Source organism: Streptomyces bluensis (assembly GCF_014650715.1).
In the GTDB taxonomy this organism is placed as follows: Bacteria; Actinomycetota; Actinomycetes; order Streptomycetales; family Streptomycetaceae; genus Streptomyces; species Streptomyces bluensis.
In genome coordinates, this window is the sequence record NZ_BMVM01000001.1 from 452,864 (window position 1) to 477,184 (window position 24,321).

Below are 24,321 nucleotides of genomic sequence, written 5' to 3' on the forward strand. Positions count from 1 at the left end.
CGCGCTCCGGCACGCACCGGGCCCACCGGGACCAGGCAGGTCGGCCACCCCTCCGGCCGACCTGTCGCTCCGCCGGCCGATCCGGTCCCGCTCAGCCCGCCTTCTGCTTCCACCTTCCGCTTGATCGTCGATTACCCCAAATGCCCGAGTCGCGAATCAGTCCTATGGTGCTGATATGGAGCACACCCTCAGTCCCGCGACCCTGACCGAGCTGCGCCGCCCACGGCCGTATCCGGCGGTGTCCGTACTGACGCCCACGCACCGCCGCGAACCCGACAACGCTCAGGACCCGGTGCGGCTGCGCAACGTGCTGGCCGAGGCCAAGAAGCAGCTGGAGACCGATCCGGCGGTCACCAGGGAGCGACGCAACGACGTCGCGGCCCAGCTCGACCAGGCCCTGGCGGAGGTCGACCTGACGCATACCGAGGACGGTCTGGTGATCTTCGCGGCGCCGGGCGAGCACCAGGTGTGGTCGCTTGCCCGCACGGTGCCCGAGCGCGTGGTGCTCTCGGACACCTTCCTGACCCGCAACCTGGTGGCCGCACAGTCCGCGGAGCGGCCGTTCTGGGTGCTGTCGGTCTCCGCCGACCGGGCAACCCTGTGGAACGGCGGCGGTGATCATGTGGTGGCGGAGCACACCGGCGGCTTCCCGCTGACCCGGGACCTCGTGGAGAACCCGGACACGGAGCGGCAGGAACGCATCGGTGACGTGCCCAGCACGTTCCGGGACGAAGGGACCCGCCACTTCCTGCGCGACGCCGACACGGCGATGGCCGCCGTGCTCCGCGAGAACCCCCGACCGTTGTACGTCACGGGCGAGCAGGCCGCCCTGTCCGCCCTGGACGAGGTCGGCACGGTCGCCAGGGAGGCCACGCACATCCCGCACGGCGGTCTGGCACACGCGTCGCACGAGGCCGTGTGGCAGGCGGTGCGGCCACTGATCGCCGCCGAGGACCGCGAGCACGTCGACTCCGTGACCCGGGAGCTCGAACTGGCCCGTGGCCGCAAGGAGTTCGCCGCCGGGGTCGACGAGGTCTGGCAGCACGCCGAGGCGGGCCGGGTCCGGCTCCTCGCCGTCGAGGAGAACTACCGCGTGACGGTCCGCGACGACCAGGGGGAGCACCTCGTTCCGGCCGAGAGCGGCGACCTCGACGCCCGCGAGGACATCGTGGACCAGATCGTCGAACAATGCCTGGAGACCGGGGCGGAGGTCCGCTTCGTACCGGACGGCACGCTCGGGGACGCCCAGGGGATCGCCGGGGTCCTGCGCTACTGAGCGTCGCCGCCGACCGGAGAGGGGCGGAACAAACAACCGTCGAACACAGGCGCGAGAGCGGTGGCCGCGCATTCGACAGCCCACCAAGTCACGTACGTCGTCTACGACTTGACCCCGCGCATGCGTACCGCCGTGATGCCACATGACCTCTCCATAAGGACTGGGGCATATGCCAGAAGCACCACTGAATCGTGTGTCGCCAAATCCCTTACAGGGCGTGGCAGGCTGTGCAAGAGTCGTAACGGCCCTTCCGTCACTCCTGGTCGTACCGTCCCCCTCTCGGAGTCCGTCATGCCGCCCCACCTCTCTGCGGATCGCCCGGCCGCCCAGCCCCCCGGGCACGGCACGGTCGAGGCACTCATCTCGCAGACGCGACGGCTACGGGGCGACGTGGACGCCGTACGGCGGGACGCACAGGGCGACGGTTCGGACGCCGAGGGACGCTGGCAGCGCGCGCTGTACGACCTCGCCCTGCATCAACTCAACGATCTGGACGAGCACTTGGGCCAGTTGCGGGACGGCCCGCCGCCGGTGTCCGCCGAGCCGCCGACGGGATCGCCCCTGCCGGTCGCGCCCCCCGCGCCCCGGAGCGGCTCACTGCTCAGCCGCGTCGGCAGCGCGCAGTGGAACCTGCTGACGGACGAGGTGAGCTGGTCCGGTGAGCTGTACGGGATTCTCGGCCGGGACCCTGCCACCGCGCCGCTCACCCTCGACGAACTGCCGTCCCTGGTCCTGGACGAGGACCGGCCCCGGCTGACCTCGATGGTCACCGACTGCCTCGTCGACGGCAAGCGCATCGACGGGGAGTTCCGGATCGTCCTCCCCGACGGCCAAGCGCGCACCGTGCACATGATGGGCGAACCCGTGCTCGACGCCGACGGCAGCACCGCCTCGATGTGGGCCGTGCTGCGGGACGTCAGCGAACTGCGGCGCAGCCGGCGGACGGTGAGCGAGACCCGTGACTCGCTGCAACGTCAGCGGCACGTCGCCCAGACCGAGCACCGGCTCGCGGTCGAGTTGCAGGAAGCCGTGCTGCCGCCGTGGCGTGGCTCCCTGCGGCTCCCGCACCAGGGCCCGCAGACGCTCGACCTGGCCGCCCACTACCTGCCGTCCTCGACCAGTTCCCTGATCGGAGGCGACTGGTACGACGCCCTCGAACTGCCCGGCGGACAAACCCTGTTGAGCGTCGGCGACCTCACCGGTCACGGTGTCACCGTGACCTCGGGCATGGCGATGCTGATCGGCGCGCTGCGCGGCATGGCCGTGACGGGCTCCGAACCGAGCCACATCATGACCTGGCTCAACCAGTTACTCGACGCCACCGTCCAGCCGGCCCTCGGCAGCGCCGTCTGCTGCCGCTACCGACCGGAGACCCGCACCCTGACCTGGGCACAGGCAGGACACCCCGCCCCGCTGCTGTTCCGCGACGGGACGGGGTGCGCGCTGACAGCCCCTGACGGCGTGCTGCTGGGGGCGACCTCGGGGGCCGCCTACGGGCAGGCCGATGTGACCCTCGAACAGGGCGACCTCCTGCTCCTTCACACCGACGGACTGGTCCCTCGGCGAGGGGGCGCGGCGGGTGCCCGGAATCTGCTCCGTCTGGCCCCGCGCTTCGACGGAGCCCGCACGGCCCAGGACTGTGTACGGACGGTGGTCGAGGAGTTCGGCGGGGCCGAGCGCGAGGACGACGCCTGCGTGCTCGTGGCCAGGGTCGTCTCCTGACAACCGCCTTGCTTCGGCAGCCCAAAAGTGCGGGCCACTGGTTCTGGCCGGCTTTCGCCCTGACTGCTACGACGGCACGGGCCCTCCCTACGCCCGAGCGCTGTTGCCACCCGCGGACTTCAACGAGTCCCTGGGCAGCGCCAGCTTGATCTCCTCACGCAGGTCCTGGATCTTCGGATAGCTGGAGTAATGCCCGGTGAGCCGGTACATCTCGCGCAGCCGGTCCCAGGTGCGGTGGGAGGAGTTCGTCCCCATCGACGTCAGGGCCAGACGTGCGTAGGTGTCCGCCTGTTCGGGGTCGTCGGCGATGAAGCAGGCCGACGCCAGCGAGATGTGGTCGAAGATCTTCGACCGGTCCCGGCCCGCCTCACGCAGTTCGAGCGCCTGCTTGGCGTGGCGCTGTGCGATGACCGCCGCGGCCGGGTCGTGCTCGGCGAGGGTGCGGTACGCGAGGGCCTGCATGCCGTGCAGATCCGCCTCGTCGAACATCTGCATCCAACTCGGCGGCGGTACGTCCCCCTTGTCGGAGACGAACAGTTCCTCCGCCTCACCCAGGGTGCGCCGCATGGCCTGGCCCTTGCCCAGGGACGCCTGTGCCCAGGCCTCGATGGTGCAGAGCATGGCCTTGGTGCGCGGCAGCACCTCGTCTCCGGAGCCGGACTTGGCGAGCTTCATGAGGTCGAGTGCGTCGTCGGGCCGGCCCAGATGCACCATCTGGCGGGCCGCCCGGGAGAGCGCCTCGCCGGCACGGGGCCGGTCACCGCCTTCTCTGGCCGCGTGAGCGGCGATGACGAAGTACTTCTGGGCCGTGGGTTCCAGACCGATGTCGTGGGACATCCAGCCCGCGAGGACGGCGAGGTTGGCGGCGACGCCCCACAGGCGCCGCTGGAGAGGTTCGGGGTGGCGGTAGGAGAGCATGCCTCCCACCTCGTTGAGCTGTCCCACGACAGCCTTGCGCTGCAGCCCGCCGCCGCGGGCCGCGTCCCAGGCCCGGAACACCTCGACCGAGCGCTCCAGTTCCTCGATCTCCTGCCACCCGATGGGTGCGGCCTCGTACCGGTCGAACCCGGCGGGGTCGGCCTGCAGAGGATGGTCGGTTCGGGGAGCGTCGGCCGCGAGGGCCGGATCGGTGTGGAGCCACTCGTGCATGGCGCTGTTGAGTGCGGATCCCGCGGCGAGCGCGGCACCCGCGCCCACCAAACCGCGTCGGTTGAGCATGAGGTCCATTCCCGTGAATTCGGTGAGGACCGCGGCGGTCCGTTCGGGCGCCCACGGCACTCCGTCGGGATGGTCCACACTCCCGTCGCCCTGCCGTTTTCCCGCACGCCCGTGCCGGACCAGACCGAGGTCCTCGATGGTCACGACACGGCCGAGACGCTCGGTGAACAGGGCCGCCAGCACCCGCGGCACCGGATCGCGCGGGATCTCTCCCATGTCGATCCACCGCCGCACCCGCGAGGTGTCGGTCGCCAGCTGGGGGTGGCCCATGGCCGCCGCCTGCCGGTTGACCAGCCTCGCGAGCTCGCCCTTCGACCAGCCGGCCAGGCCGAACAGGTCCGCCAGGCGGGTGTTGGGTTGTCCGCTCACATCAAGCCCCCAGGATCTCGGCTGAGTTGACAGTAGCCCCCTGTCAGTTGCACCGGGACTATTCGCCAGGGTTCGCCAGGGTGCGCCAGATGGTGTGCCACGGGACACCTGGTGTCGGGTAGGAACGCGCCACCCCGACCCGGTAGCCGTCGGAGCACTCCCCAGGGTGCACCCGGGCTGCCGGGCCGGGCAGCGCGACGAACTCTCAGGCACACGAAGGGATCTGTCTCCCCATGTACGCAGCATCGTCCTCCGTGTCCGCCCCGTCCCGGTCGCTGCGTCCTCCCCGTCCGGGGGGCAGCGGCCCCTACCTCGACCCCGGGCGCCCGGCGGCTCCCGTACTCGGTGCCGGCAGGACGCGGCGGGCCGGGCTCGGCACCCCACCGCTCAGCGGGAGACTCGACTTGTCCGGCCCTCAGGGCGCGCAGCTGCGCGCGGTGATCGCCTCGGTGCACCGCATCTGTCCGGAGTTCACGCCGGTTCAGGTGCTGCGCCGCAGCGGGCGCTCCGTGCTCCTCGTCGGCGCGACGGGGCGCAGCACGGCCGTCGCGAAGGTCTTACTGGACCACTCCCCCATGTGGACCGAGCGCATCCGGCACGAGATAGCCGCATACCGGTCGTTCGTGCGGCACCGGCCGCCGGTGCGGGTGCCGCGGCTGATCGCGGCGGACCCGGACAACTGCACGCTGGTGGTCGAGCGGATGCCGGGCCGGGCGGCCGCGCTGCAGCGGCATCCCACGGAGGCGCCGCCGCGTGCGGACATCCGGGCGGTGCTGGGCGCGATCTGCAGGCTCAACGCGTGGCGGCCGCCGGCGGGCACGTTCGAGGCGCCGCTGGACTACGCGGAGCGGATCTCGCGCTTTCATGAGCTGGGTCTGCTCACCGACCGGGACATGGGCGATCTGCAGAAGCTGCTGCACGGCCTGGCGCACACGGCGAGCCGACAGGGCCTGGGCCAGTTCTGCCACGGCGACGCCCTCCTGTCGAACATCCTGCTCTCACCGCCTGGTCCGGTGCTGGTGGACTGGGAGCACGCGGGCTGGTATCTGCCGGGCTACGACCTGGCGACGTTGTGGGCGGTGCTCGGGGACGCTCCGGTCGCACGCCGTCAGATCAGTCAGATGGCGCAGTCCGCCGGCCCGGCCTCACGCGACGCGTTCCTGGTGAACCTGATGCTCGTGCTCACCCGTGAGATCCGTACCTACGAGACGGCCGTGCAGCGTTCGATGCACGACACGACCCCGGCCGCACCGGGACAGGCCCCTGCGGGCACTGTGCCGTCCGGCGAGGAACAGCGGCTGCTGCTGAGGCGGCTGCACGACGACTGCCAGCTCGCCCGCAGGGCAGTCCGAGCGGCGGTCGGCACTCGCTGACGGGGGATGTCGGTCCGCGGTGCGCCCAGGAGGGTGGCGCGCCGCGGACCTTCGTCATGTCCGGGACGCGCCATCCGATGGGGCCATCCCACTGACGCCCCGCAGGCCCGAGGGCGGCGCCACGACATCGCTGGCACCTCCGACCGACAGGGGGAATCACCGTTTCCTGGGCATGATTGACGGATCATCGGCCAGCCGGTACCACTGACCCACGCTCGGCACCGCACGCCCCGTCATGCTCAACCGTCCCAGGAGGCTGCATTGCGAGGAACCCTCACCGACCGCACGCCCGCCGCCCGGCGCAGACGCGTCCAGCGGACGGCGCTCTCCGCCGCCTCGGCGGCGCTGCTGCTGCCCCTGCTCGGCGCTGCCCCGTCCGACAGCGCGGAGCAGTCCTCCGTCGCCCGGCTGCAGCGGGCCTTCGCGTCCGCGGCCGCGGAGTACGACGTCCCGCAGAGCGTGCTGCTCGGCGTGTCGTATCTCCAGTCCCGCTGGGACGCGCACGGCGGGGCGCCCAGCGTCTCGGGCGGCTACGGGCCGATGCACCTCACCGACGCCCGGACGGCCCTCGCGGAGGCCGCCCACCACAGCGAGGGAACGGAGGACGCCCGCGGCGACGGCTCCCGTGCGGCGCCGCCACGCGAGGCCGGTCTCCCGAAGGGGTCCGCGCTTCCGGCCCGCCTGCGGACGCTGCCACGGGCGGCCGAGCTGACCGGCCTCCCGGCCGAGAAGCTGCGCACCGACGCGGCGGCCAACGTGGCGGGCGGCGCCGCGCTCCTCGCCGCCGCGCAGCGCGACCTCGGCGAGCCACTCAGCGACGACCCGGCCGACTGGTACGGGGCGGTCGCGAGGTTCTCCGGCGCGGACGACAACGCGACGGCCGCGGCGTACGCGAACGACGTCTTCGAGGTGATCCGTGGTGGCGAGCAGCGCACCACGGACGCCGGCCAGCGGGTGGCACTCGCCGCCGAGCCCGGTGTGAGCCCCGGTACCGGGCAACTGGAGCAGGCCGGGCTGCGCACCGCGTCCGCCGCCGGCACGGAATGTCCGGGGACCGTGGGCTGTGAGTGGATCCCGGCGCCGTACGAGGAGTTCGGCGACGGGGACTACGGCAACCACGACCTGGCCGACCGCCCCGCGTCGCAGAGCATCAAGTACATCGTCATCCACGACACCGAGGCCACCTGGGACACCACGCTCAAGCTGGTCCAGGACCCGACCTACGTCTCGTGGCACTACTCCCTGCGCTCGACCGACGGTCACATCGCCCAGCATGTGAAGACGAAGGACGTGGCCTGGCACGCGGGCAACTGGTACCTCAACGCCAAGTCGATCGGTCTGGAGCACGAGGGCTTCCTCGCCTCGCCCGACGCCTGGTACACGGAGGCGATGTACCGGACGTCGGCGCGCCTGGTGACGTACCTCGCGGAGAAGTACCGCATTCCGCTGGACCGCCAGCACATCCTCGGTCACGACACCGTGCCCGGCCCGACCAGCGGGACGATCCCGGGCATGCACACGGACCCGGGCCCGTACTGGGACTGGCGGCACTACTTCACTCTGCTGGGCCGGCCCTTCAAGCCCACGGCGGACACGAACAGCGGCGTGGTGACGATCGCCCCCGACTTCGCGAAGAACCGGCCGGCGTTCACGGGCTGCGTCAAGTCGGGTGAGCCGTGCGCCGCCCACGGCTCCAGCGCCGTACGCCTCCACACGCAGCCCGCCGAGAGCGCTCCCCTGGTCCAGGACATCGGTCTGCGGCCCGACGGCAGTGCCTCGACCATCGACGTGAACGACATCGGTTCGCGCGTCTCCACCGGCCAGCAGTACGCCGTGGCGGGCCGCGAGGGTGACTGGACGGCGATCTGGTACCTGGGCCAGAAGGCCTGGTTCAGGAACCCGAAGGCGCAGCCGACGGCCGTCAGTGCCTCCGGTACGGTCGTGACGCCGAGGAAGGGCCTTACCGAGATCCCGGTGTACGGCCGCGCGTACCCGGAGGCGGCGGCCTATCCGGACGGTGTTCCGGTCCAGTCGGTGTCGCCGCTGCCGTACAAGCTGCGGCAGGGACAGCGGTATGTGGCCGGAGACAAGCTGCCCGGCGAGTACTTCTACTCGCCGACCTTCGACACGGCTCCGCACCGGGTCGTGGTCGGCAAGGACCAGTACGTCGAGATCCAGTTCGGCCACAGGGTGGCGTACGTACGGGCCGCTGACGTGCTGGTGTTGCCGGCGGGCGCCTGAGGCGAGCGGGTGTGCCGGGGTCCGGGCGCGGGCCTGGGCCCCGGCGCCGTCTCAGCTGTCGTTCCCCCACACGTACCGCTGCCCGGCGACCGCCTTGAAGGTGGTCTGCCCGCCGCGCAACAGGTCGCTGCGCACGGTGAGTTGCCGGGTCCGGGACGCGGTGAGCGTGACACGGCTGGCCTTGCCGTCGGCCCAGTCGATGTCGACGGTGGCGCCGCCCCGGGCGCGCAGGCCGCGGACCGAGCCGTCGGGCCAGGCGGCGGGGAGGGCGGGAAGGATCTCGATCACGTCGTGCTGGCTCTGCAGGAGCATCTCGACGACTCCCGCGGTGGCGCCGAAGTTGCCGTCGATCTGGAACGGCGGATGGGTGTCCCAGAGGTTGGGCAGGGTCGAGGACTTGAGCTGTTCGCCGAGCATCTTGTGGGCGTGGTCGCCGTCGCGCAGCCGCGCCCAGAAGTTGATCTTCCATGCCTTGGACCAGCCGGTTCCGCCGTCGCCGCGTGCGGTGAGCGAGACCTTCGCCGCCTCGGCCCACTTGCTGCCCGGCTCGATCTGGCGGCCCGGGTGCAGGGCGAACAGGTGGGAGACATGGCGGTGGTCGTCGTCCGGGTCGTCGAGGTCGGCCTTCCACTCCTGCAGCTGTCCCCAGGAGCCGATCCGCAGCCCCGTGTCCAACGTGTCGAGCGCGGCCGCGAGGTGCTCGCGGAAGTCGGGGGCATCTCCCAGGATCCGGGCCGCCTCAAGGGTGTTGGTGAACAGGTCGTAGACGATCTGCTGCGACATGGCCGCGCCCGCCGTGAAGTCACCGTGTTCCGGTGAGTAGCTGGGCGTCACGACGAGGGTGCCGTCGCGCGGGTCGGTGCGCAGGTTGTCGAGCCAGAACTCGGCGGCCTCCTTCATCACGGGATAGGCGGTGGAGCGCAGGTACGCCGTGGAGCCGCCGAACCGGTAGTGCTCGTACAGCTGCCCCGTCACCCATGCGGCGGCTTCCGGGAACCAGAACGCGGTCGGCCAGTCGTGCACCCCGGTGAAGCCGTACGGGTTGGTCTCGTTGTGGACGACCCAGCCGCGTGAGCCGAACATCTCCTCGGCCGTACGCCGGCCGGGGGCGCGCAGGGCTTCGACGAAGCGGTCGTACGGGGCGGTGGTCTCGGCGAGGTTGGCGGCCTCGGCCGGCCAGTAGTTCATCTGGAGGTTGATGTTGACGTGGTAGTCGGCCGACCAGGGGGGTGTGGTGCTGTGGTTCCAGACGCCCTGGAGGTTCGCGGGCAGCGAGCCGGGGCGGGAGGAGGCGATGAGGAGGTAGCGGCCGTACTGGAAGTACAGCGCCTCCAGCGCCCGGTCGGCGGGGGTCGTTCCGCCGGTGTAGTTCGCCAGCAGTTCGTTCGTGGGGATGTCCGGGACCGCCGCGCGGATGTCGAGCGCGACCCGCTCGAAGAGGGCTTGGTGGTCGCGGACGTGGCGTGACCGGAGCGTGCCGTACCCCTTGCCGAACGCCTCGTCGACGGCTTTCGTCACCGCCGCGTGCGGGTCGTCGCCCCGGTAGTCGGGGTAGGTGTCGGCGTAGTCGGTGCCCGCCGAGAGGACGAACCACATGCTGTCGGCGTCCGTGACGGTGAGGGTGCCGTCCGCGTTCGCGGTGAGGGCGCCGCCTTCCTGATGGACCCGGATCTGAGCCTCGAACTTCAGTCCGTTGTCGGCGAGTTCACCGCGTACGGTGATCCGGTCGCCGGTGGCCGTCGTCGTGAAGTCGGTGCGGGGCGAGGTGTAGCGCAGGGTGAGGGTGACGTCTCCGGTCAGCCGGCCGACGATCACCTGGTCCGGGTGGGAGGCGAAGAACTCCCTTGAGTGGCGCCCCTGTTGGTGTGGGTACGTCACGGTCGCCACCGCGTCGCGCAGGTCCAGGGCGCGGCGGTAGCCGGTGGGGGTGTCCGTGGGCGCGCCGGGCAGGTCGAGGTGGAGGTCGCCGAAGGTCTGGTGAGCGCCGTAGCCGACACGCGCCTGGCCGAGGCGAGCGGTGACGGAGTCGGGGTCGAGCTTCGTCTCGGCGTCGATCCGCTCCTGGATGCCCTCGATCGCACCGGGGCGGGGCTCGGTCCAGTTGCCGTGGTGGTAGCCCTGGACGGAACCGGGGCCGCCGGTCCACAGCGTCTTCTCGTTGAGCTGGAGGCGCTCGGAGGCGAGCGTGCCGAACACCATGGCGCCGAGCGCACCGCCTCCGATGGGCAGGGCCTCGCGCTCCCAGTCGGAGGCGGGAGCGGCGTACCACAGTTCCAGAGGCGTCTTCAGCGATTCGGATTCATGGTCGGATACATGGGACGAATCAGCGGCTTCCGCAGACGGTGAAAGGACTCCCTCTCCCAGGGTCAGGGCGCCGGCGCCACCAAGTGCACTCTTCAGTGTTGCTCTCCGGGACATCTCAGGTGACATGCCTCGGACCGTAATGGTCGGATGACTGAGGTAACAAGGGTCATGACAAAAACGCGCTGGAAGCCGGGCCGGTGCGTTTGACCGATGCGTTCTTGTACGCCCGAGGATCAGCCCTGCTGGAAGAGCTCGGCGGGCAGCGGCTTCAGGAGTGCGTACAGGTCGTCCGTGATGGGGCGGTCCCAGGCGGCGATGGTCACCAGGACATGGTCACTGCGGTCGAACTGCACGCAGGAGATGCGGCCTTCGGAGAGCTTGAGGCGCCGCACGATCAGGAGGTTGTCGCCCTGCATCACCGGCATGTCCTCGGAACCGACGACGGTGACCTCCTCGTCGTTCTCCAGCGCGAGCAGCAGCTGGGCCACCTCGAACGGGATCTCGCCCTCGGCGGTGTCCCGCGCCGGTGAGCCCTCCGGAAGGTTGCCGATGATCATCGCGGGACCCCGGCCGCCGAACAGGTCGTACCGCAGGAAGACACCCTGGCAGCTGCCGTCGGGGGCGGGCAGCAGGCCCGCGCCGAGATTGCCCGGCCAGTCACCCGGGTCCATGGCCAGTACGTCGAAGTCGGGCCCGGCGGGGGTGGCGCTGCGGCGGCGGAGGAAGGACATGCCGCCATGGTACGTGCCCGGCGGCGAAACCGGCTCCGTGCCCGGGTACGCACCCCGCCAACCGCGCCTGCCCGCCGTGACCGTCTCACCTCGGCATCTGCCGGCCCGGTGGGCCCGCCCGCAGGAGGCGCGGCGGGGCGGGCTCACGGTCACCGGTCCGGCGCGACGGCCACGCCGGCACGGTCGGTGCAAGTGCGACACGGTCGGGGCAAGGTCGGCGTGCTCGGATCGCGTGCGGCGTCGAGGGCGAGCCGGGCATCCCCGGTGAGCGGGCCGGTGTGCCTCAGGTCAGGTCGAACTCCCCCTCACGTGCGTCCGACATGAACGCGCCCCACTCCGCGGGCGTGAAGATCAGGGAAGGGCTCTCCGGCCGGCCGCTGTTGCGCATCGCGATGAAGCCCTCGACAAAGGCGATCTGGACGTCGCCCCGCCCCCGGCTGCTGGACCGCCAATCCGCGTTGCTGAGGTCCAGGTCCGGCTTGTGCCAGCCCGCGAGCGACTGCTGCTCCATGGTGCTCTCGGCCACGTCCGTGCTCCTCCCGGTTCGTCGTCCGCCGCCAGACTAGCGATCGGTCACGGTCGCCAACAGGCCACGTGAAGCGAACGTTCAGGTGGCCGGTGGCTCGTCCCCGACCAGCCACATCGAGAAGAACTGCGATCCCCCGCCATAGGCGTGCCCGAGCACGCGGCGGGCCCCGTCCACCTGGTGTTCTCCCGCCTGTCCGCGGACCTGGAGCGCGGCCTCGGCGAACCGGATCATCCCGGAGGCACCGATGGGGTTCGTGGACAGCACGCCGCCCGACATGTTGACGGGGAGGTCGCCGTCCAGCTCGGTCACCCCCGACTCGGTGAGTTTCCAGCCCTCGCCCTCGTCGGCGAACCCGAGGTTCTCCAGCCACATGGGCTCGTACCAGGAGAACGGCACGTACATCTCGACCGCGTCGATCTCGCGGCGCGGGTCGGCGATGCCCGCCTGCCGGTACACGTCGGCCGCGCAGTCCTTGCCCGCCTGCGGCGACACGCAGTCCTTGCCCGCGAAGAGCGTCGGTTCGCTGCGCATCGCCCCGCCGAGCATCCAGGCGGGCGGCCTCGGCGAACGGGCCGCGCCCGCACGGTCGGTGAGCACCATCGCGCAGGCGCCGTCGGAGGAGGGGCAGGTCTCGGAGTAACGGATCGGGTCCCAGAGCATGGGCGAGGCCTGGACCTTCTCCAGGGTGATGTCGTGTTCATGGAGATGCGCGTAGGGGTTTTTCAGGGCGTTGCGCCGGTCCTTGTACGCGACGAGCGAGCCGACCGTGTCCGGTGCGCCGCTGCGCCGCATGTACGCGCGGACGTGCGGGGCGAAGAAGCCCCCCGCGCCCGCCAGCAGGGGCTGCTGGAAGGGGATGGGCAGGGAGAGCCCCCACATGGCGTTCGACTCGGACTGCTTCTCGAAGGCCAGGGTCAGGACGGTGCCGTGGACGCGGGCGGCGACGAGGCCCGCGGCGACGAGCGCGGTCGAGCCGCCGACCGAACCGGCCGTGTGCACCCGCAGCATCGGCTTGCCCACCGCGCCGAGCGCGTCGGCGAGGTACAGCTCGGGCATCATGACGCCCTCGAAGAAGTCGGGCGCCTTGCCGATGACGACCGCGTCGATGTCGGCCCAGGTCAACTCCGCGTCGTCGAGGGCGCGTCGGGCGGCCTCGCGCACCAGCCCCGCGATCGACACGTCCCGGCGCGCCGCCACATGCTTGGTCTGGCCGATCCCGACGACGGCCACGGGCTCCTTGCTCATGGCGCTCATGACTCCCCTTCCAGGACGGCGACGAGGTTCTGTTGCAGACAGGGACCCGACGTGGCGTGCGCGAGCGCGCGATCGGAGTCGCCACGGTGGATGCGGGCGGCTGCCTCGCCGATGCGGATCAGGCCCGCGGCCATGACCGGGTTGGCGGCGAGGGCTCCCCCGGAGGGGTTGACGGTCACGCCGTCGTCGAGCCGGAGCGCCTTGCGCAGGATCACTTCCTGGGAGGTGAAGGGTGCGTGCAACTCGGCGGTGTCCACCGGTCGTTCGAAGGCGCCGGCCTTCTCGGCGGCCAGCCGCGTGGACGGCGAGTCGGTGAGGTCGCGTACGCCCAGCCCGTGCGCCTCCACGCGGTGGTCGATGCCCCGGATCCAGGCGGGTCGTGGGCACAGTTCGCGGGCCCGTTCCCCTGCCGCGAGGATCACGGCGGCCGCTCCGTCGCCGATGGGCGGGCAGTCCCCTCGGCGCAACGGGCGCACCAGGTAGTCGCCCTGTGGCACGGCACCGCTGAGCTGGGCATGGGAGTTGGCGGTCGCGGAGGCCCGGCTGCGCGCCGCGACACCGGCCAGCGCGGGCTCGTCCGTCTCCCCCGCGTCGATGAGCGCCTGCGCCTGGAGTGCGGCCAGCGCCACCGAGTCGGGCCACAGCGGCGCCACGTAGTACGGGTCCAGCTGCCGGGTCAGCACATCGCGTACGGAGCCGGGCGAGGACTTGCCGTAGGAGTAGACGAGCGCGGTGTCCGCGTCCCTGGTGAGCAGCTTGGTCCACGCTTCGTACAGCGCCCACGCGCCGTCCATCTCCACGTGGGACTCGGAGATCGGCGGCCACGCGCCGACGCCGTCGAGGGCCATGGTGAAGGAGAAGGCACGGCCCGCGAGGTAGTCGGAGGAGCCCGAGCAGGTGAAGCCGATGTCGGCGGTCTTCAGACCGGTGGTCTGAAGCACCTCGTGCAGGACGGGCATGAGCATCTCCACCTCCGAGAGCTCCCCGCTGGTGCGCCGGTGGTCGGTCTGTGCGAAGGCGACCACGGCGATGTCCCGGACGGCTTCTGCTTCCTCGCGCGTCACAGCAGCTCCTTGTAGGTGTCGTAGTCCGCGTCGGGTTCGCCGGTGGGCCGGTAGTGGTCGGGATAGCGGGCGCCCTCGGTCCACACCGGTTCGACGCGCAGACCCATGCGCACCTCGTCGTAGGGGATGCCGGCGATACGGCCGTGCAGGGCGAGATCGGCGCCGTCGAGAGCGATGTGCGCGTAGACGTACGGCACGTCGATGTCGAGGTTCTTCGCCTTGATGTTCACGATGCAGAAGGTGGTGACGGTGCCTCGGGGGCCGACCTCGACCTGCTCGGACGTGGCGACGCCGCAGGTGGGGCAGGCGCCTCTGGGCGGGACGTACACCTTGCGGCAGGACGGGCAGCGCTCCCCGACGGTGCGCCGGCCGGAGAGCGCGGCGATGTAGTCGGACTGGGCGCGGCCGGGCGAGTAGGTGTAGTCGAGACGGGCGGGGGCGATGATGCCGGTGACCGGTTCTTCGAACTGGCCCGTGTGGTCGCCTGGTGGGGTGGGATCGCCGTCGTACGGCTCGAAGCAGGCGATGTCCGTGATGGCGCCGGTGCGTTCGGCGGCCCAGCGGACGCGGACGCGCATCCCGGTGCGTACGGCGTCGGGGCCGGGGGCGTCGAGAGCGTGCAGGAGGGCCGTGTCGGCGCCGTCGAGCCGCACCAGGGCCCAGGCGAAGGGGGTGTCGAGGGGCTGGCCGCGGCGCGGGGCGTGGTTCCAGGCCCAGGTGGTGACGGTTCCGGTGGGGGCCACCTCGACGAGATCGCGGATCTCCTCGGCGGTGACCGGGTCGTACTCGACGGGTGGGACGAGGACTCGGCCGTCACCGGTCCGCACGCCGAGGACGACGCGTTCGCGCAGCCCCGTGAGGAAGGCGCTCTGCACGGGGCCGAGGGAGCGGGTGAAGGGGAACTCGACGACGAGGGGAGCTTTGAGGACTTCGGGCACGACATCTCCTCACGAAACAGGGGCCGCGTCCCGCAAGGGGGCGCGATGAACTGCGCGACCAGCCACAACGAACCCGCTGCTGTGAACCGGCCTCCAGCGGAGCGCCCGGGGCCTGTTGCGAAAGTCCCGTCGTCCGCCCGAAGGGCGGGCCCGGCGGCGTCCGGTGCGTGCTCTCGGCGTGCCGGGCGCAGGCCCTCGTACTGGATGTACTTGGGCCTGTGCCCGGTGCGGCGAGAGGGCGTGCCGGGCGTCGCCGGGCAGGCGGGACTTTCGCAACAGGCCCTAGGCGCGCTTGTAGACGGGTGGTCGTTTCTCCGCGAAGGCGCGGGCGCCTTCCTTGGCGTCGGCGGTGTCGAAGATCGGCCAGCCGCGCTTCAGTTCGGCGGCGAGACCGTCGGTCTCCGTCATCTCGGCGGTCTCGTACACGGAGGCCTTGACGGCCTCGACGGCGAGCGGGCCGCAGGCGTTGATCCGCTCGGCGATCTCCAGGGCCTTGGCGAGCGCCGTCCCGTCGGGGACGACATGCCCGATCAGCCCGATGCCGGCGGCTTCACGGGCGCTGTACGGGCGGCCGGTGAGCAGCATCTCCAGGGCGTGGGTGCGCGGGATCTGGCGCTGGAGGCGGACCGTGGAGCCGCCGATGGGGAACAGGCCGCGTCCGACCTCGAAGAGGCCGAAGGTGGCGGACTCGCCCGCGACCCGGATGTCGGTGCCCTGGAGCATCTCCGTACCGCCCGCGACGCAGTGCCCTTCCACGGCCGCGATCACCGGCTTGCGGGGGCGGTGGTGGCGCAGCATCGCCTTCCAGTGCAGGTCGGGGTCGGCCTTGAGCCGGTCGCGGTACCGCTGGCCCTCCATGCCGTTGCCGGCGAGGGCCTTGAGGTCCATTCCGGCGCAGAACGTGCCGCCCGCGCCGGTGAACACGATCGAGCGGATCGAGTCGTCCGCGTCGGCCTCGGCCCATCCGTCGTACAGGCCGACGAGCATGGGCAGTGAGAGTGCGTTCTTCGCCTCCGGCCTGTTGAGCGTGAGCACCAGTGTGGCGCCCTCGCGCTGCACGGTGAGGTGTTCCGTCCCACTCATCGCCGACCTCCCTGTGTCAGAACGAGAACAGGTTGCAGGAGGCGCGGAGCCACTTCAAGAGTTTTCTGACAGGCAGTCAGATTTGTTGTGCGCGGGCCCTTCACAGTTGTGGCGCCCTTTGCTCTGATGACCGGCGAGTCGTACGGCAGCCGTGGACGTTCGGGGTGAGGAGGAGCGGTGGAGTACAACCTTGCCGACCTGTTCGAGTCGGTCGTCGACGTGGTTCCGGACCGCGAGGCCCTGGTGTACATCGACCACCCCGGTACGGGCGCGGAGCGCCGACTCACCTTCTCGGAACTGGACGCGGCGGCGAACCGCATCGGCCACCATCTGATCGACAGCGGGATACGCCCCGGTGAGCACGTCGGGCTCCACCTCTACAACGGCATCGAGTACCTGCAGACCGCACTGGGCTGCCTGAAGGCAAGAGTCGTCCCGGTGAACGTCAACTACAGGTACGTGGAAGATGAGTTGGTCTACCTCTACCGGGACGCGGACCTGGTGGGGCTGGTCTTCGACGCGGAGTTCACGGAGCGGGTGGCGGCGGCGCTGCCGCGGGCCGACACGGTACGGCACCTGTTACGGGTCGGGGCGCCCGGGCCGGAGGCGCCGTCACTCACGGCGGTGGACTTCGCCGACGCCGAGGCCTCCGGTTCCCCCGAGCGGGGGTTTCCGGCGCGCTCGGCGGACGACCAGTTCATCATCTACACCGGCGGCACGACGGGTATGCCGAAGGGCGTGATGTGGCGGCAGGAGGATCTGTTCTTCTCGGGCCTTGGCGGTGGCGCGCCGACCGGTGAGCCGGTGAAGACGCCGGAGGAACTCGCCGAACGGGTGGCGGTCGGCGGTGACGGGATCACCTTCTTCCCCACTCCGCCCCTGATGCACGGCACGTCGACACTCACGGCCTTCATCGGCTTCAACTTCGGCCAACGGGTCGTTCTGCACCGGAAGTTCGTCCCCGAGGAGGTCCTGCGGACGATCGAGCGGGAGAAGGTCACCAGCATGTCGCTGGTGGGCGACGCGATGCTCCGGCCGCTGATCGACGCGTTGGGCGGGCCGTTGAAGGGCACGGACTGCTCCTCTCTGTACAGCGTGTCGTCGTCCGGCGCGGTCATGTCGGACACGGTGCGGGAGCAGTTCCAGGCACTCGTGCCGAACGTGATGCTGCTCAACAACTTCGGCTCCTCGGAGTCCGGCTTCAACGGCACGGCGACGGCGGACTCGGGCCCGGAGCGCGGCTTCAGGATCCGCGTCAACTCCCGTACGCAGGTCGTCGACCCGGCGACGTACGAGCCGGTGCCGGTCGGTGTGCCGGGCCGCATCGCGCAGCGCGGGCACGTACCGCTGGGCTACTACAACGACATGAGGAAAACCGCCGAGACCTTCTTCGAGAAGGACGGCGAGCGCTGGGTCCTCCTCGGGGACATGGCGACCGTCGACGAGGAGGGCGTCGTCACCGTCCTCGGCCGTGGTTCCCAGTGCATCAACACCGGTGGCGAGAAGGTCTATCCGGAAGAGGTCGAACAGGCCCTCAAGGCCCATCCGGACGTGTACGACGCGCTGGTCGCGGGAGTGCCGGACGCGAAGTGGGGCAACCATGTGGCGGCCGTGGTACAGCTGCGCGCGGGGGCGGCCCTGTTGTCCCTGGAGGACATCCAGTCGCACTGCCGGGCCCGTCTCGCCGGGTACAAGATCCCCCGCCAGCTGGTCGTCACGGACACGATCCAGCGTTCCCCCAGCGGCAAGGCGGACTACCGGTGGGCGCGGTCGGTGGCGGTGGCGGCGTCCCAGCGGCCGTAGAAGAAGGGCGCGTACGTCATCATGCCGCCGCCCTCAGGTCCCTATCATGCCGCCGCCCTGGTCCCTGTCCGGTCCAGGCCGCCTCGAACGCCGGGTAGGCGTCCTCCTACCAGGGCTTGCCCTTGCGCAGCCGGGCCCCGGAGCCCATGGGACGGGGGCGGCACGGGAAGAAAGAACGGGCAGGTGTCTTGCCTGCGGGCCGGCGGGCTGGATTACTGATCACCGGTTGAGCGACCGAATGATCGGTCGTGGGGCATGCTGTGAGACCGGTGAGGGAGAGTGCCCATGGTGGACGCGGCGGGGCCGCTGGACGCGGGGGAACGGCTGGACGCGCCTCAGTTGCGGGCGCTGCAGGTGGAGCGGCTGCGGGCATCGCTGCACCATGCGTACGCCAACGTGGACTTCTATCGGGAGGCGTTCGACAAGGCCGGGGTGCATCCCGGCGACTGCCGTACGCTCGCCGATCTGGCCCGCTTCCCGTTCACCACGAAGGCGGACCTCCGGGAGCACTATCCGTACGGGATGTTCGCCGTGCCGCGGGAGCGGATCCGGCGCATCCACGCGTCGAGCGGGACGACCGGGAAGCCCACAGTCGTCGGGTACACCGAGAGCGACCTGTCGATGTGGTCCGACATGGTGGCCCGTTCGATCCGGGCGGCCGGGGGGCGGCCCGGTGACACGGTCCATGTGGCGTACGGGTACGGCCTGTTCACCGGCGGCCTCGGCGCGCACTACGGCGCCGAGCGGCTCGGGTGCACCGTCATCCCGGCGTCCGGCGGCATGACGGCACGTCAGGTCCAGCTCATCCAGGACCTGAAGCCCGGGATCATCATGGTGACGCCCTCCTACATGCTGACCCTCCTGGACGAGTTCGAGCGCCAGGGCGTCGACCCGCGCGGGACGTCACTGCGGGTGGGGATCTTCGGGGCCGAGCCGTGGACCGAGGAGATGCGGCGGGAGATCGAGGAGCGGTTCGCGATCGACGCCGTCGACATATACGGGCTGTCGGAGGTGATCGGGCCCGGCGTGGCCCAGGAGTGCGTGGAGACGAAGGACGGGCTGCACGTGTGGGAGGACCACTTCTTCCCAGAGGTTGTCGATCCGGTCACGGGTGAGGTGCTGCCGGAGGGCGAGAAGGGCGAGCTGGTGTTCACCTCCCTCACCAAGGAGGCCCTGCCGGTGATCCGTTACCGGACCCGGGACCTCACGCGGCTGCTGCCCGGCACCGCTCGTACGTTCCGCCGGATCGAGAAGGTCACGGGGCGGAGTGACGACATGGTGATCCTGCGTGGGGTGAACCTGTTCCCCACCCAGATCGAGGAGATCGTGCTTCGCACCCCGGGCGTCGCCCCGCACTTCCAGTTGCGGCTGACCCGTGAGGGGCGGCTCGACGCGCTCACCGTGCGGGCGGAGGCGCGGGCAGGGGCCGGGCCAGAGGTCCGGGACGAGGCCGCGCGCGTCATCACGGCTGCGGTGAAGGACGGGATCGGGGTGTCGGTCGCGGTCGAGATCGTCGAACCGGAGTCCCTGGAGCGGTCCGTGGGAAAGATCAAGCGGATCGTCGATCTGCGTCCGGGCTCGGGCTAGGAAGTTCTCGCCCCCGCCGCCCCTACCCGTCCCATCCCTGGGGGCTACCGCCCCCAGACCCCCGCTTGTCGGCCTGACGGCCTCGACCTCCAACACCCCAGCTCTCGGCTTCGCCCAGGCGGGGAACCCCGCGACAGGCTGCTGAAGCCCGGCCTCGTCCGAGAGTCCCTGCCCGGGCCGGGGTGATCGGCCCGGGCGGTGAGTCGGCCTGGGCGGGTGGTTCGGCCTGGGCGGTGTGCTTCCGCCCGGCCGGAGTGATTCCGCCCGGCCGGGAAGTTGCAACCCGGCCAGGGTTGTTCGACGTGGCCGGCGTAGTTCAGGGACTGGTCCGTGGAAACGGGGTCCGGGGGCTGGCCCCCGAAACGAGGTCCGGGGCCTGAATCCAGAAACGGATCCGGGCCCTGAATCCAAAACGGACCCCCTGGACCCCGCACCCGGTTCCCGGAGCGGCGCCCCGGAGAAGGGGCCGGGGGCACGGCCCCGAAGGGTGCAAGGGCCCAGCCCTAAACCCCGGCGGCCAGGGGGCACAGCCCCCTTGGCCCCCCAGGGCCGCAGGGTGGAGTCCCTAGGGATGGGAAGGGCAGGGGCCGCGGGCCGTCCGCCGGGCGGGCCGCGGGCACGACCGCCCTCAGGACTCCGCGAACCGGTTCCGCAGCTCTCGTTTCAAGATCTTTCCGCTTGCGTTGCGTGGCAGTTCGTCCACGAACAGGACCCTCTTGGGGGCCTTGAAACCGGCGAGTTTCTCGCGGGCGTGGGCCAGGAGGTCGTCCTCCGTCACCTCACCGCGAGGGACGACCACGGCGGTCACGGCCTCGATCCACTTCTCGTCGGGGAGGCCGATCACCGCGACCTCGGCGACCTGCTCGTGCGTGTAGAGCGCGTCCTCGACCTGGCGCGAGGCGACGAGGACGCCACCGGAGTTGATGACGTCCTTCACCCGGTCCACGATCGTGAAGAACCCCTCGGCGTCGCGCACGGCGAGGTCACCGGAGTGGAACCAGCCGTCGCGGAAGGCCTCGGCCGTCTCGTCCGGCTTCTCCCAGTAGCCCTCGCACAACTGCGGCGACTGGTAGACGATCTCCCCTTGCTCCCCGTCGGGCACGTCCGTGCCGGAGTCGTCGACGACCCGCGCCTCGACGAACAGCACGGGCCGCCCGCAGGAGTCCATCCGTCCCTTGTGTTCGTACGGCCCGAGGACCATGGCCAGGGGGCCGATCTCGCTCTGCCCGAAGCAGTTGTAGAAGGCCAGCTTGGGCAGTCGCTCCTTCAGCCGCTCCAGGACGGGCACCGGCATGATCGACGCCCCGTAGTACGCCTTGCGCAGTCCGCCGAGGTCGCGGGTCGCGAAGTCGGGGCGGTTGGACAGACCGATCCACACGGTGGGCGGGGCGAACACGCTGTCCACCCGGCCGGACTCGATCAGGTCGAAGAGCGTGTCGCCGTCGGGTGCGTCGAGGATGACGTTCTCGGCCCCCACCGCCAGGTACGGCAGCAGGAAGACGTGCATCTGCGCCGAGTGGTACAGCGGAAGCGCGTGCACGGGCCGGTCCCCCGCCTGGAGGTCGAGGGCGGCGATCGCGCTGAGGTACTCGTGCACGAGCGCCCGGTGCGTCATCATCGCGCCCTTGGGGAGCGCGGTGGTGCCCGAGGTGTACAGCAACTGTGTGAGGTCCTCGGCACGCGGCTCGTCCCCGTCGTACGGGGCGGTGGTGTCGAGCCGTGCGAGCAGTGAGTCGTCGGTGTCGCGCAGCGCCAGGGTACGGACGGAACCGGGAAGGCGGTCCGCCAGGTGCGGGTCGGTGAGGACGAGTGTGCTGCCGGACTGGTCGAGGATGTACGTCAGGTCGTCGCCGGTCAGGTTGTGGTTGACGGGGACGTGGACCAGACCGGCGCGGGCACAGGCCAGGAAGGCGATCAGGTACGCGTCCGAGTTGTGGCCGTAGGCTGCGACGCGGTCGCCGGGGGCGAGCCCGGTGTCGCGCAGCACCTGGGCGGCACGGGCGACGGCGTCCTCCAGCGCCGCGTACGTCCAGGACCGTTCGCCGTAGTGGACCGCGACGCGGGCGGGAGTCCGCCGGGCGCTGCGTCGCAGTACCCCGTCCACCGTCACGTTGCGACCGGCCACCACCGTCATGCCTGCTCCTTCAGTCCCGCTTGCGATGGCGTGATCCTCGTCGCGCCGCGCGAGCGCGGTCAAGCGCAGCACGCACACGGGCCGAAGTCGGCACACATGGCCTGAAGTGGATCAACCCCGTCGTGACCCGAACGTACGTACGGACACCGGACCTTACCCGTTGTTACGCTCAACCTCCCCTTCCCTACAGGACGTTGGGAGGCTCGTTTTGCGCACCCGTCTGAGACGTCTCGTCGTGACGGCCGTGGCCCTGTTCACCGCCGCCGGCTCCCTGCCGGCCGCCGCGGCCGGCGCCACGGACCGTCAGGAGAACCCGTCGAACGGCGGCCTGTCCGCCGTCATCCGCTACACCGAGTACGGCATCCCGCACATTCTCGCCGAGAACTACGCGGACCTCGGCTTCGGCGAGGGCTGGGCGCAGGCCGCCGACGAGGTGTGCACGCTCGCCGAGGGCTTCGTGACCCTGCGCGGCGAGCGCTCACGGCACTTCGGCGCCGACGCGGTCGCCGACGGCGAACTCTCGGCGGCCCGTACGAACCTGACCAGCGACCTGTACTTCCGGGGTGTCCGCGAGAGCCGCACCGTGGAGAAACTGCTCACCGAACCCGCCCCGGTGGGACCGGGCCGCGAGGTCCGGGACATGATGCGCGGCTGGGCGGCGGGCTACAACGCCTGGCTGAAGCAGAACAAGATCACGGACCCCGCGTGCGCGGGCGCCTCCTGGATCCGGCCGGTCACCGAGCTCGACGTGGCCGTCCGCGGCTACGCCGTCGCCGTGATCTCGGGCGAGGGACGCTTCGTGGACACCATCGCGACCGCGCAGCCGCCTTCCGGGTCCGCCACCGCCGTCGGTTCGGCGGCCTCGCGCACACCGGGCGCGAAGGCGGTCGCCACAGCGGCGCGCGAGCTGTGGGGCACGGGCGACATGGGCTCGAACGCGGTCGCCTTCCGCGGCGACACGACGGCGAACGGGCGAGGGCTGCTGCTGGGAAACCCCCACTATCCCTGGGAGGGCGGGCGCCGGTTCTGGCAGTCGCAGCAGACGATCCCCGGTGAGCTGAACGTCTCGGGTGGCACTCTGCTCGGACTTCCGACGATCTCCATAGGGTTCAACGCACATGTGGCGTGGAGCCACACGGTCTCGACCGGCATTCCGGCCAACTTCCACCAGCTGACGCTGGATCCGGCCGATCCGACCACGTACCTCGTGGACGGTAAGCCGGAGCGCATGACGAAGCGGAGCGTGACGGTGCCCGTCAAGGACGGCACGTCGGTGACCCGCACCCAGTGGTGGACCCGCTACGGCCCTGTCGTCACCTCCCTCAGCCCCCAGGTCCCGCTGCCGTGGACCACCACGCACGCGTACGCCCTGTACGACCCCAACGCGGCGAACCTGCGCTTCGCCGACACCTCGCTCGGCTTCGGCAAGGCGCGCAGCACGGACGACGTGCTGAAGTCCCTCGCCCGGCACCAGGGCATCCCCTGGGTGAACACGCTCGCCGCCGACCGCGCGGGGCACTCCCTCTTCACCCAGTCGCAGGTGGTCCCGCGGATCACCGACGAGCTGGCGGAGCGCTGCTCGACGGAGCTCGGCAGGACCACGTATCCGGCGTCCGGGATCGCGGTCCTCGACGGCTCGCGCGGCGACTGCGCCCTCGGCAGCGACCCCGACGCCGTGACGCCGGGCATCCTCGGACCGTCGAGGATGCCGACGCTGAAGGACGCGCCGTACGTGGAGAACTCCAACGGCACTCCCTGGATGACCAACGCCGACCAGCCGATCACCGGGTACGAGCGGATCTTCGGCACCGTGGGCACCGAGCTCGGTCTGCGCACCCGCGGCGGCATCGAGGATGTGGCGGCGATGGCCGAGCGGGGGGATCTGACCGTACGGGACCTGGAGCGGCAGCAGTTCGCCAACCGGGTACCGGCGGGTGACCTCGCCGCCGAGGACGTGGCGCGGGCCTGTGCCGCGTTGCCCGGCGGTACGACGACGGGCAGTGACGGCAAGGCCGTGGACGTGTCGCAGGCGTGCGAGGTCATCAAGGCCTGGGATCGCACCATGGACACCGGCAGCCGGGGTGCGCTGCTCTTCGACCGGTTCTGGCGGAAGCTGCCCCCGAGCGGGCTGTGGAAGGTGCCGTTCTCGGCGGCGGACCCGGTACGTACGCCGAACACGCTGAACACGGACGCACCCGGATTCGCCACGGCCCTCGCCGACGCGGTGGCGGAACTGCGGGCCGCGGGCATCTCCTTGGACGCGCAGCTCGGCGCGCACCAGTTCGTCGTCCGTGGCGGCGAGCGCGTCCCGGTGCCCGGCGGCTCGGGGAGGCTCGGCGTGTGGAACGTGCTCGAACCGACGTGGAACGCGGCGGGCGGCGGCTATACGGAGGTGCCGTTCGGCTCCAGCCACCTCCAGGCGGTCGGCTGGGACGGCAGCAGCTGCCCGGTGGCGCGCACCCTGCTGACGTACTCCCAGTCGTCGAACCCGAACTCGCCGCACTACAGCGACCAGACGCGGCTGTTCTCCGGTGAGCGGTGGGTGACGTCGCGCTTCTGCGAGAAGGACATCCTGTCCTCGCCGAAGCTCACGGTTGTCCGGGTCAGCGAACAGCGCTGAGTCGTGTAGCGCTGAGTCGTGTGACGGGTGGAAGTGTGGTGCCGCTACCTGTGGCGGCACCACACTCATCCCGCC

The 24,321-nt window shown here is 70.9% G+C and carries 16 protein-coding genes; 7 read left to right on the forward strand and 9 right to left on the reverse strand.

Going from position 1 to position 24,321, the window contains the following annotated elements:
• Positions 1–175: 175 nt before the first annotated feature.
• Both IE262_RS02150 and IE262_RS02155 read left to right on the forward strand, forming a co-directional pair.
• Positions 176–1,276 carry a baeRF3 domain-containing protein gene (locus tag IE262_RS02150; RefSeq protein ID WP_134042076.1) on the forward strand — a complete coding sequence of 367 codons (1,101 nt, stop codon included), beginning with the start codon at positions 176–178 and terminating at the stop codon, positions 1,274–1,276.
• A 291-nt stretch (positions 1,277–1,567) separates the two neighbouring features.
• Positions 1,568–2,998 carry a PP2C family protein-serine/threonine phosphatase gene (locus IE262_RS02155; protein ID WP_189870831.1) on the forward strand — a complete coding sequence of 477 codons (1,431 nt, stop codon included), beginning with the start codon at positions 1,568–1,570 and terminating at the stop codon, positions 2,996–2,998.
• An 87-nt stretch (positions 2,999–3,085) separates the two neighbouring features.
• Here IE262_RS02155 and IE262_RS02160 read toward each other — a convergent pair whose 3' ends face one another.
• On the reverse strand, positions 3,086–4,585 hold the full coding sequence (locus IE262_RS02160; RefSeq protein ID WP_134042080.1) for a DNA-binding protein NsdB: 1,500 nt from the start codon (positions 4,583–4,585) through the stop codon (positions 3,086–3,088).
• Between the two features lie 233 nt (positions 4,586–4,818).
• Here IE262_RS02160 and IE262_RS02165 point away from each other — a divergent pair, with 233 nt between their 5' ends.
• The gene (locus IE262_RS02165) at positions 4,819–5,958 is read left to right on the forward strand and encodes an aminoglycoside phosphotransferase family protein (protein ID WP_134042082.1); all 1,140 of its coding nucleotides are present in this window, start codon (positions 4,819–4,821) and stop codon (positions 5,956–5,958) included.
• A 261-nt stretch (positions 5,959–6,219) separates the two neighbouring features.
• Positions 6,220–8,199, forward strand: coding sequence for an N-acetylmuramoyl-L-alanine amidase (locus IE262_RS02170; protein ID WP_189870833.1), 1,980 nt, complete (start codon positions 6,220–6,222; stop codon positions 8,197–8,199).
• Between the two features lie 51 nt (positions 8,200–8,250).
• Here the strand turns inward: IE262_RS02170 and IE262_RS02175 are convergent, their stop codons facing one another.
• The 7 genes from IE262_RS02175 to IE262_RS02205 form a co-directional block, all read right to left on the reverse strand.
• Complete coding sequence (locus IE262_RS02175; protein ID WP_189870835.1) at positions 8,251–10,629, reverse strand: glycoside hydrolase family 95 protein; 2,379 nt, start codon at positions 10,627–10,629, stop codon at positions 8,251–8,253.
• Positions 10,630–10,736: 107 nt separating this feature from the next.
• On the reverse strand, positions 10,737–11,234 hold the full coding sequence (locus IE262_RS02180) for a hypothetical protein (protein WP_134042088.1): 498 nt from the start codon (positions 11,232–11,234) through the stop codon (positions 10,737–10,739).
• Between the two features lie 283 nt (positions 11,235–11,517).
• Positions 11,518–11,745, reverse strand: a complete 228-nt coding sequence (locus tag IE262_RS02185; RefSeq protein WP_373304971.1) for a DUF397 domain-containing protein — start codon at positions 11,743–11,745, stop codon at positions 11,518–11,520.
• Between the two features lie 96 nt (positions 11,746–11,841).
• Positions 11,842–13,008, reverse strand: coding sequence for a thiolase family protein (locus IE262_RS02190; protein ID WP_134042092.1), 1,167 nt, complete (start codon positions 13,006–13,008; stop codon positions 11,842–11,844).
• A 5-nt stretch (positions 13,009–13,013) separates the two neighbouring features.
• Complete coding sequence (locus IE262_RS02195) at positions 13,014–14,081, reverse strand: thiolase family protein (RefSeq protein ID WP_189870837.1); 1,068 nt, start codon at positions 14,079–14,081, stop codon at positions 13,014–13,016.
• Complete coding sequence (locus IE262_RS02200) at positions 14,078–15,019, reverse strand: Zn-ribbon domain-containing OB-fold protein (protein ID WP_134042096.1); 942 nt, start codon at positions 15,017–15,019, stop codon at positions 14,078–14,080. Before IE262_RS02200 ends, IE262_RS02195 begins: the two co-directional genes overlap by 4 nt.
• Before the next feature lie 282 nt (positions 15,020–15,301).
• The gene (locus IE262_RS02205) at positions 15,302–16,102 is read right to left on the reverse strand and encodes a crotonase/enoyl-CoA hydratase family protein (RefSeq protein WP_134042098.1); all 801 of its coding nucleotides are present in this window, start codon (positions 16,100–16,102) and stop codon (positions 15,302–15,304) included.
• Positions 16,103–16,279: 177 nt separating this feature from the next.
• On the opposite strand from IE262_RS02205, the gene IE262_RS02210 reads away from it, so the two are divergent.
• Both IE262_RS02210 and paaK read left to right on the forward strand, forming a co-directional pair.
• On the forward strand, positions 16,280–17,905 hold the full coding sequence (locus IE262_RS02210; protein ID WP_189870839.1) for an acyl-CoA synthetase: 1,626 nt from the start codon (positions 16,280–16,282) through the stop codon (positions 17,903–17,905).
• A 285-nt stretch (positions 17,906–18,190) separates the two neighbouring features.
• A complete protein-coding gene (gene paaK / locus IE262_RS02215) occupies positions 18,191–19,492 on the forward strand; it encodes a phenylacetate--CoA ligase PaaK (RefSeq protein ID WP_134042102.1) in 1,302 nt (433 codons plus the stop codon).
• A 628-nt stretch (positions 19,493–20,120) separates the two neighbouring features.
• On the opposite strand, the gene IE262_RS02220 is transcribed toward paaK, so the two are convergent.
• The gene (locus IE262_RS02220; RefSeq protein WP_189870841.1) at positions 20,121–21,626 is read right to left on the reverse strand and encodes an acyl-CoA synthetase; all 1,506 of its coding nucleotides are present in this window, start codon (positions 21,624–21,626) and stop codon (positions 20,121–20,123) included.
• Between the two features lie 208 nt (positions 21,627–21,834).
• On the opposite strand from IE262_RS02220, the gene IE262_RS02225 reads away from it, so the two are divergent.
• Positions 21,835–24,246, forward strand: a complete 2,412-nt coding sequence (locus IE262_RS02225) for a penicillin acylase family protein (protein WP_189870843.1) — start codon at positions 21,835–21,837, stop codon at positions 24,244–24,246.
• The last annotated feature ends 75 nt before the right edge of the window (positions 24,247–24,321 follow it).

Bases quoted from the DNA above. Each gene is read 5' to 3' on its own strand.
- IE262_RS02150 (WP_134042076.1), top strand. From the start codon at position 176: ATGGAGCACACCCTCAGTCCCGCGACCCTGACCGAGCTGCGCCGCCCA.
- IE262_RS02155 (WP_189870831.1), top strand. From the start codon at position 1,568: ATGCCGCCCCACCTCTCTGCGGATCGCCCGGCCGCCCAGCCCCCCGGG.
- IE262_RS02165 (WP_134042082.1), top strand. From the start codon at position 4,819: ATGTACGCAGCATCGTCCTCCGTGTCCGCCCCGTCCCGGTCGCTGCGT.
- IE262_RS02175 (WP_189870835.1), bottom strand. From the start codon at position 10,629: ATGTCACCTGAGATGTCCCGGAGAGCAACACTGAAGAGTGCACTTGGT.
- IE262_RS02180 (WP_134042088.1), bottom strand. From the start codon at position 11,234: ATGTCCTTCCTCCGCCGCCGCAGCGCCACCCCCGCCGGGCCCGACTTC.
- IE262_RS02185 (WP_373304971.1), bottom strand. From the start codon at position 11,745: ATGGAGCAGCAGTCGCTCGCGGGCTGGCACAAGCCGGACCTGGACCTC.
- IE262_RS02190 (WP_134042092.1), bottom strand. From the start codon at position 13,008: ATGAGCAAGGAGCCCGTGGCCGTCGTCGGGATCGGCCAGACCAAGCAT.
- IE262_RS02205 (WP_134042098.1), bottom strand. From the start codon at position 16,102: ATGAGTGGGACGGAACACCTCACCGTGCAGCGCGAGGGCGCCACACTG.
- paaK (WP_134042102.1), top strand. From the start codon at position 18,191: ATGGTGGACGCGGCGGGGCCGCTGGACGCGGGGGAACGGCTGGACGCG.
- IE262_RS02220 (WP_189870841.1), bottom strand. From the start codon at position 21,626: ATGACGGTGGTGGCCGGTCGCAACGTGACGGTGGACGGGGTACTGCGA.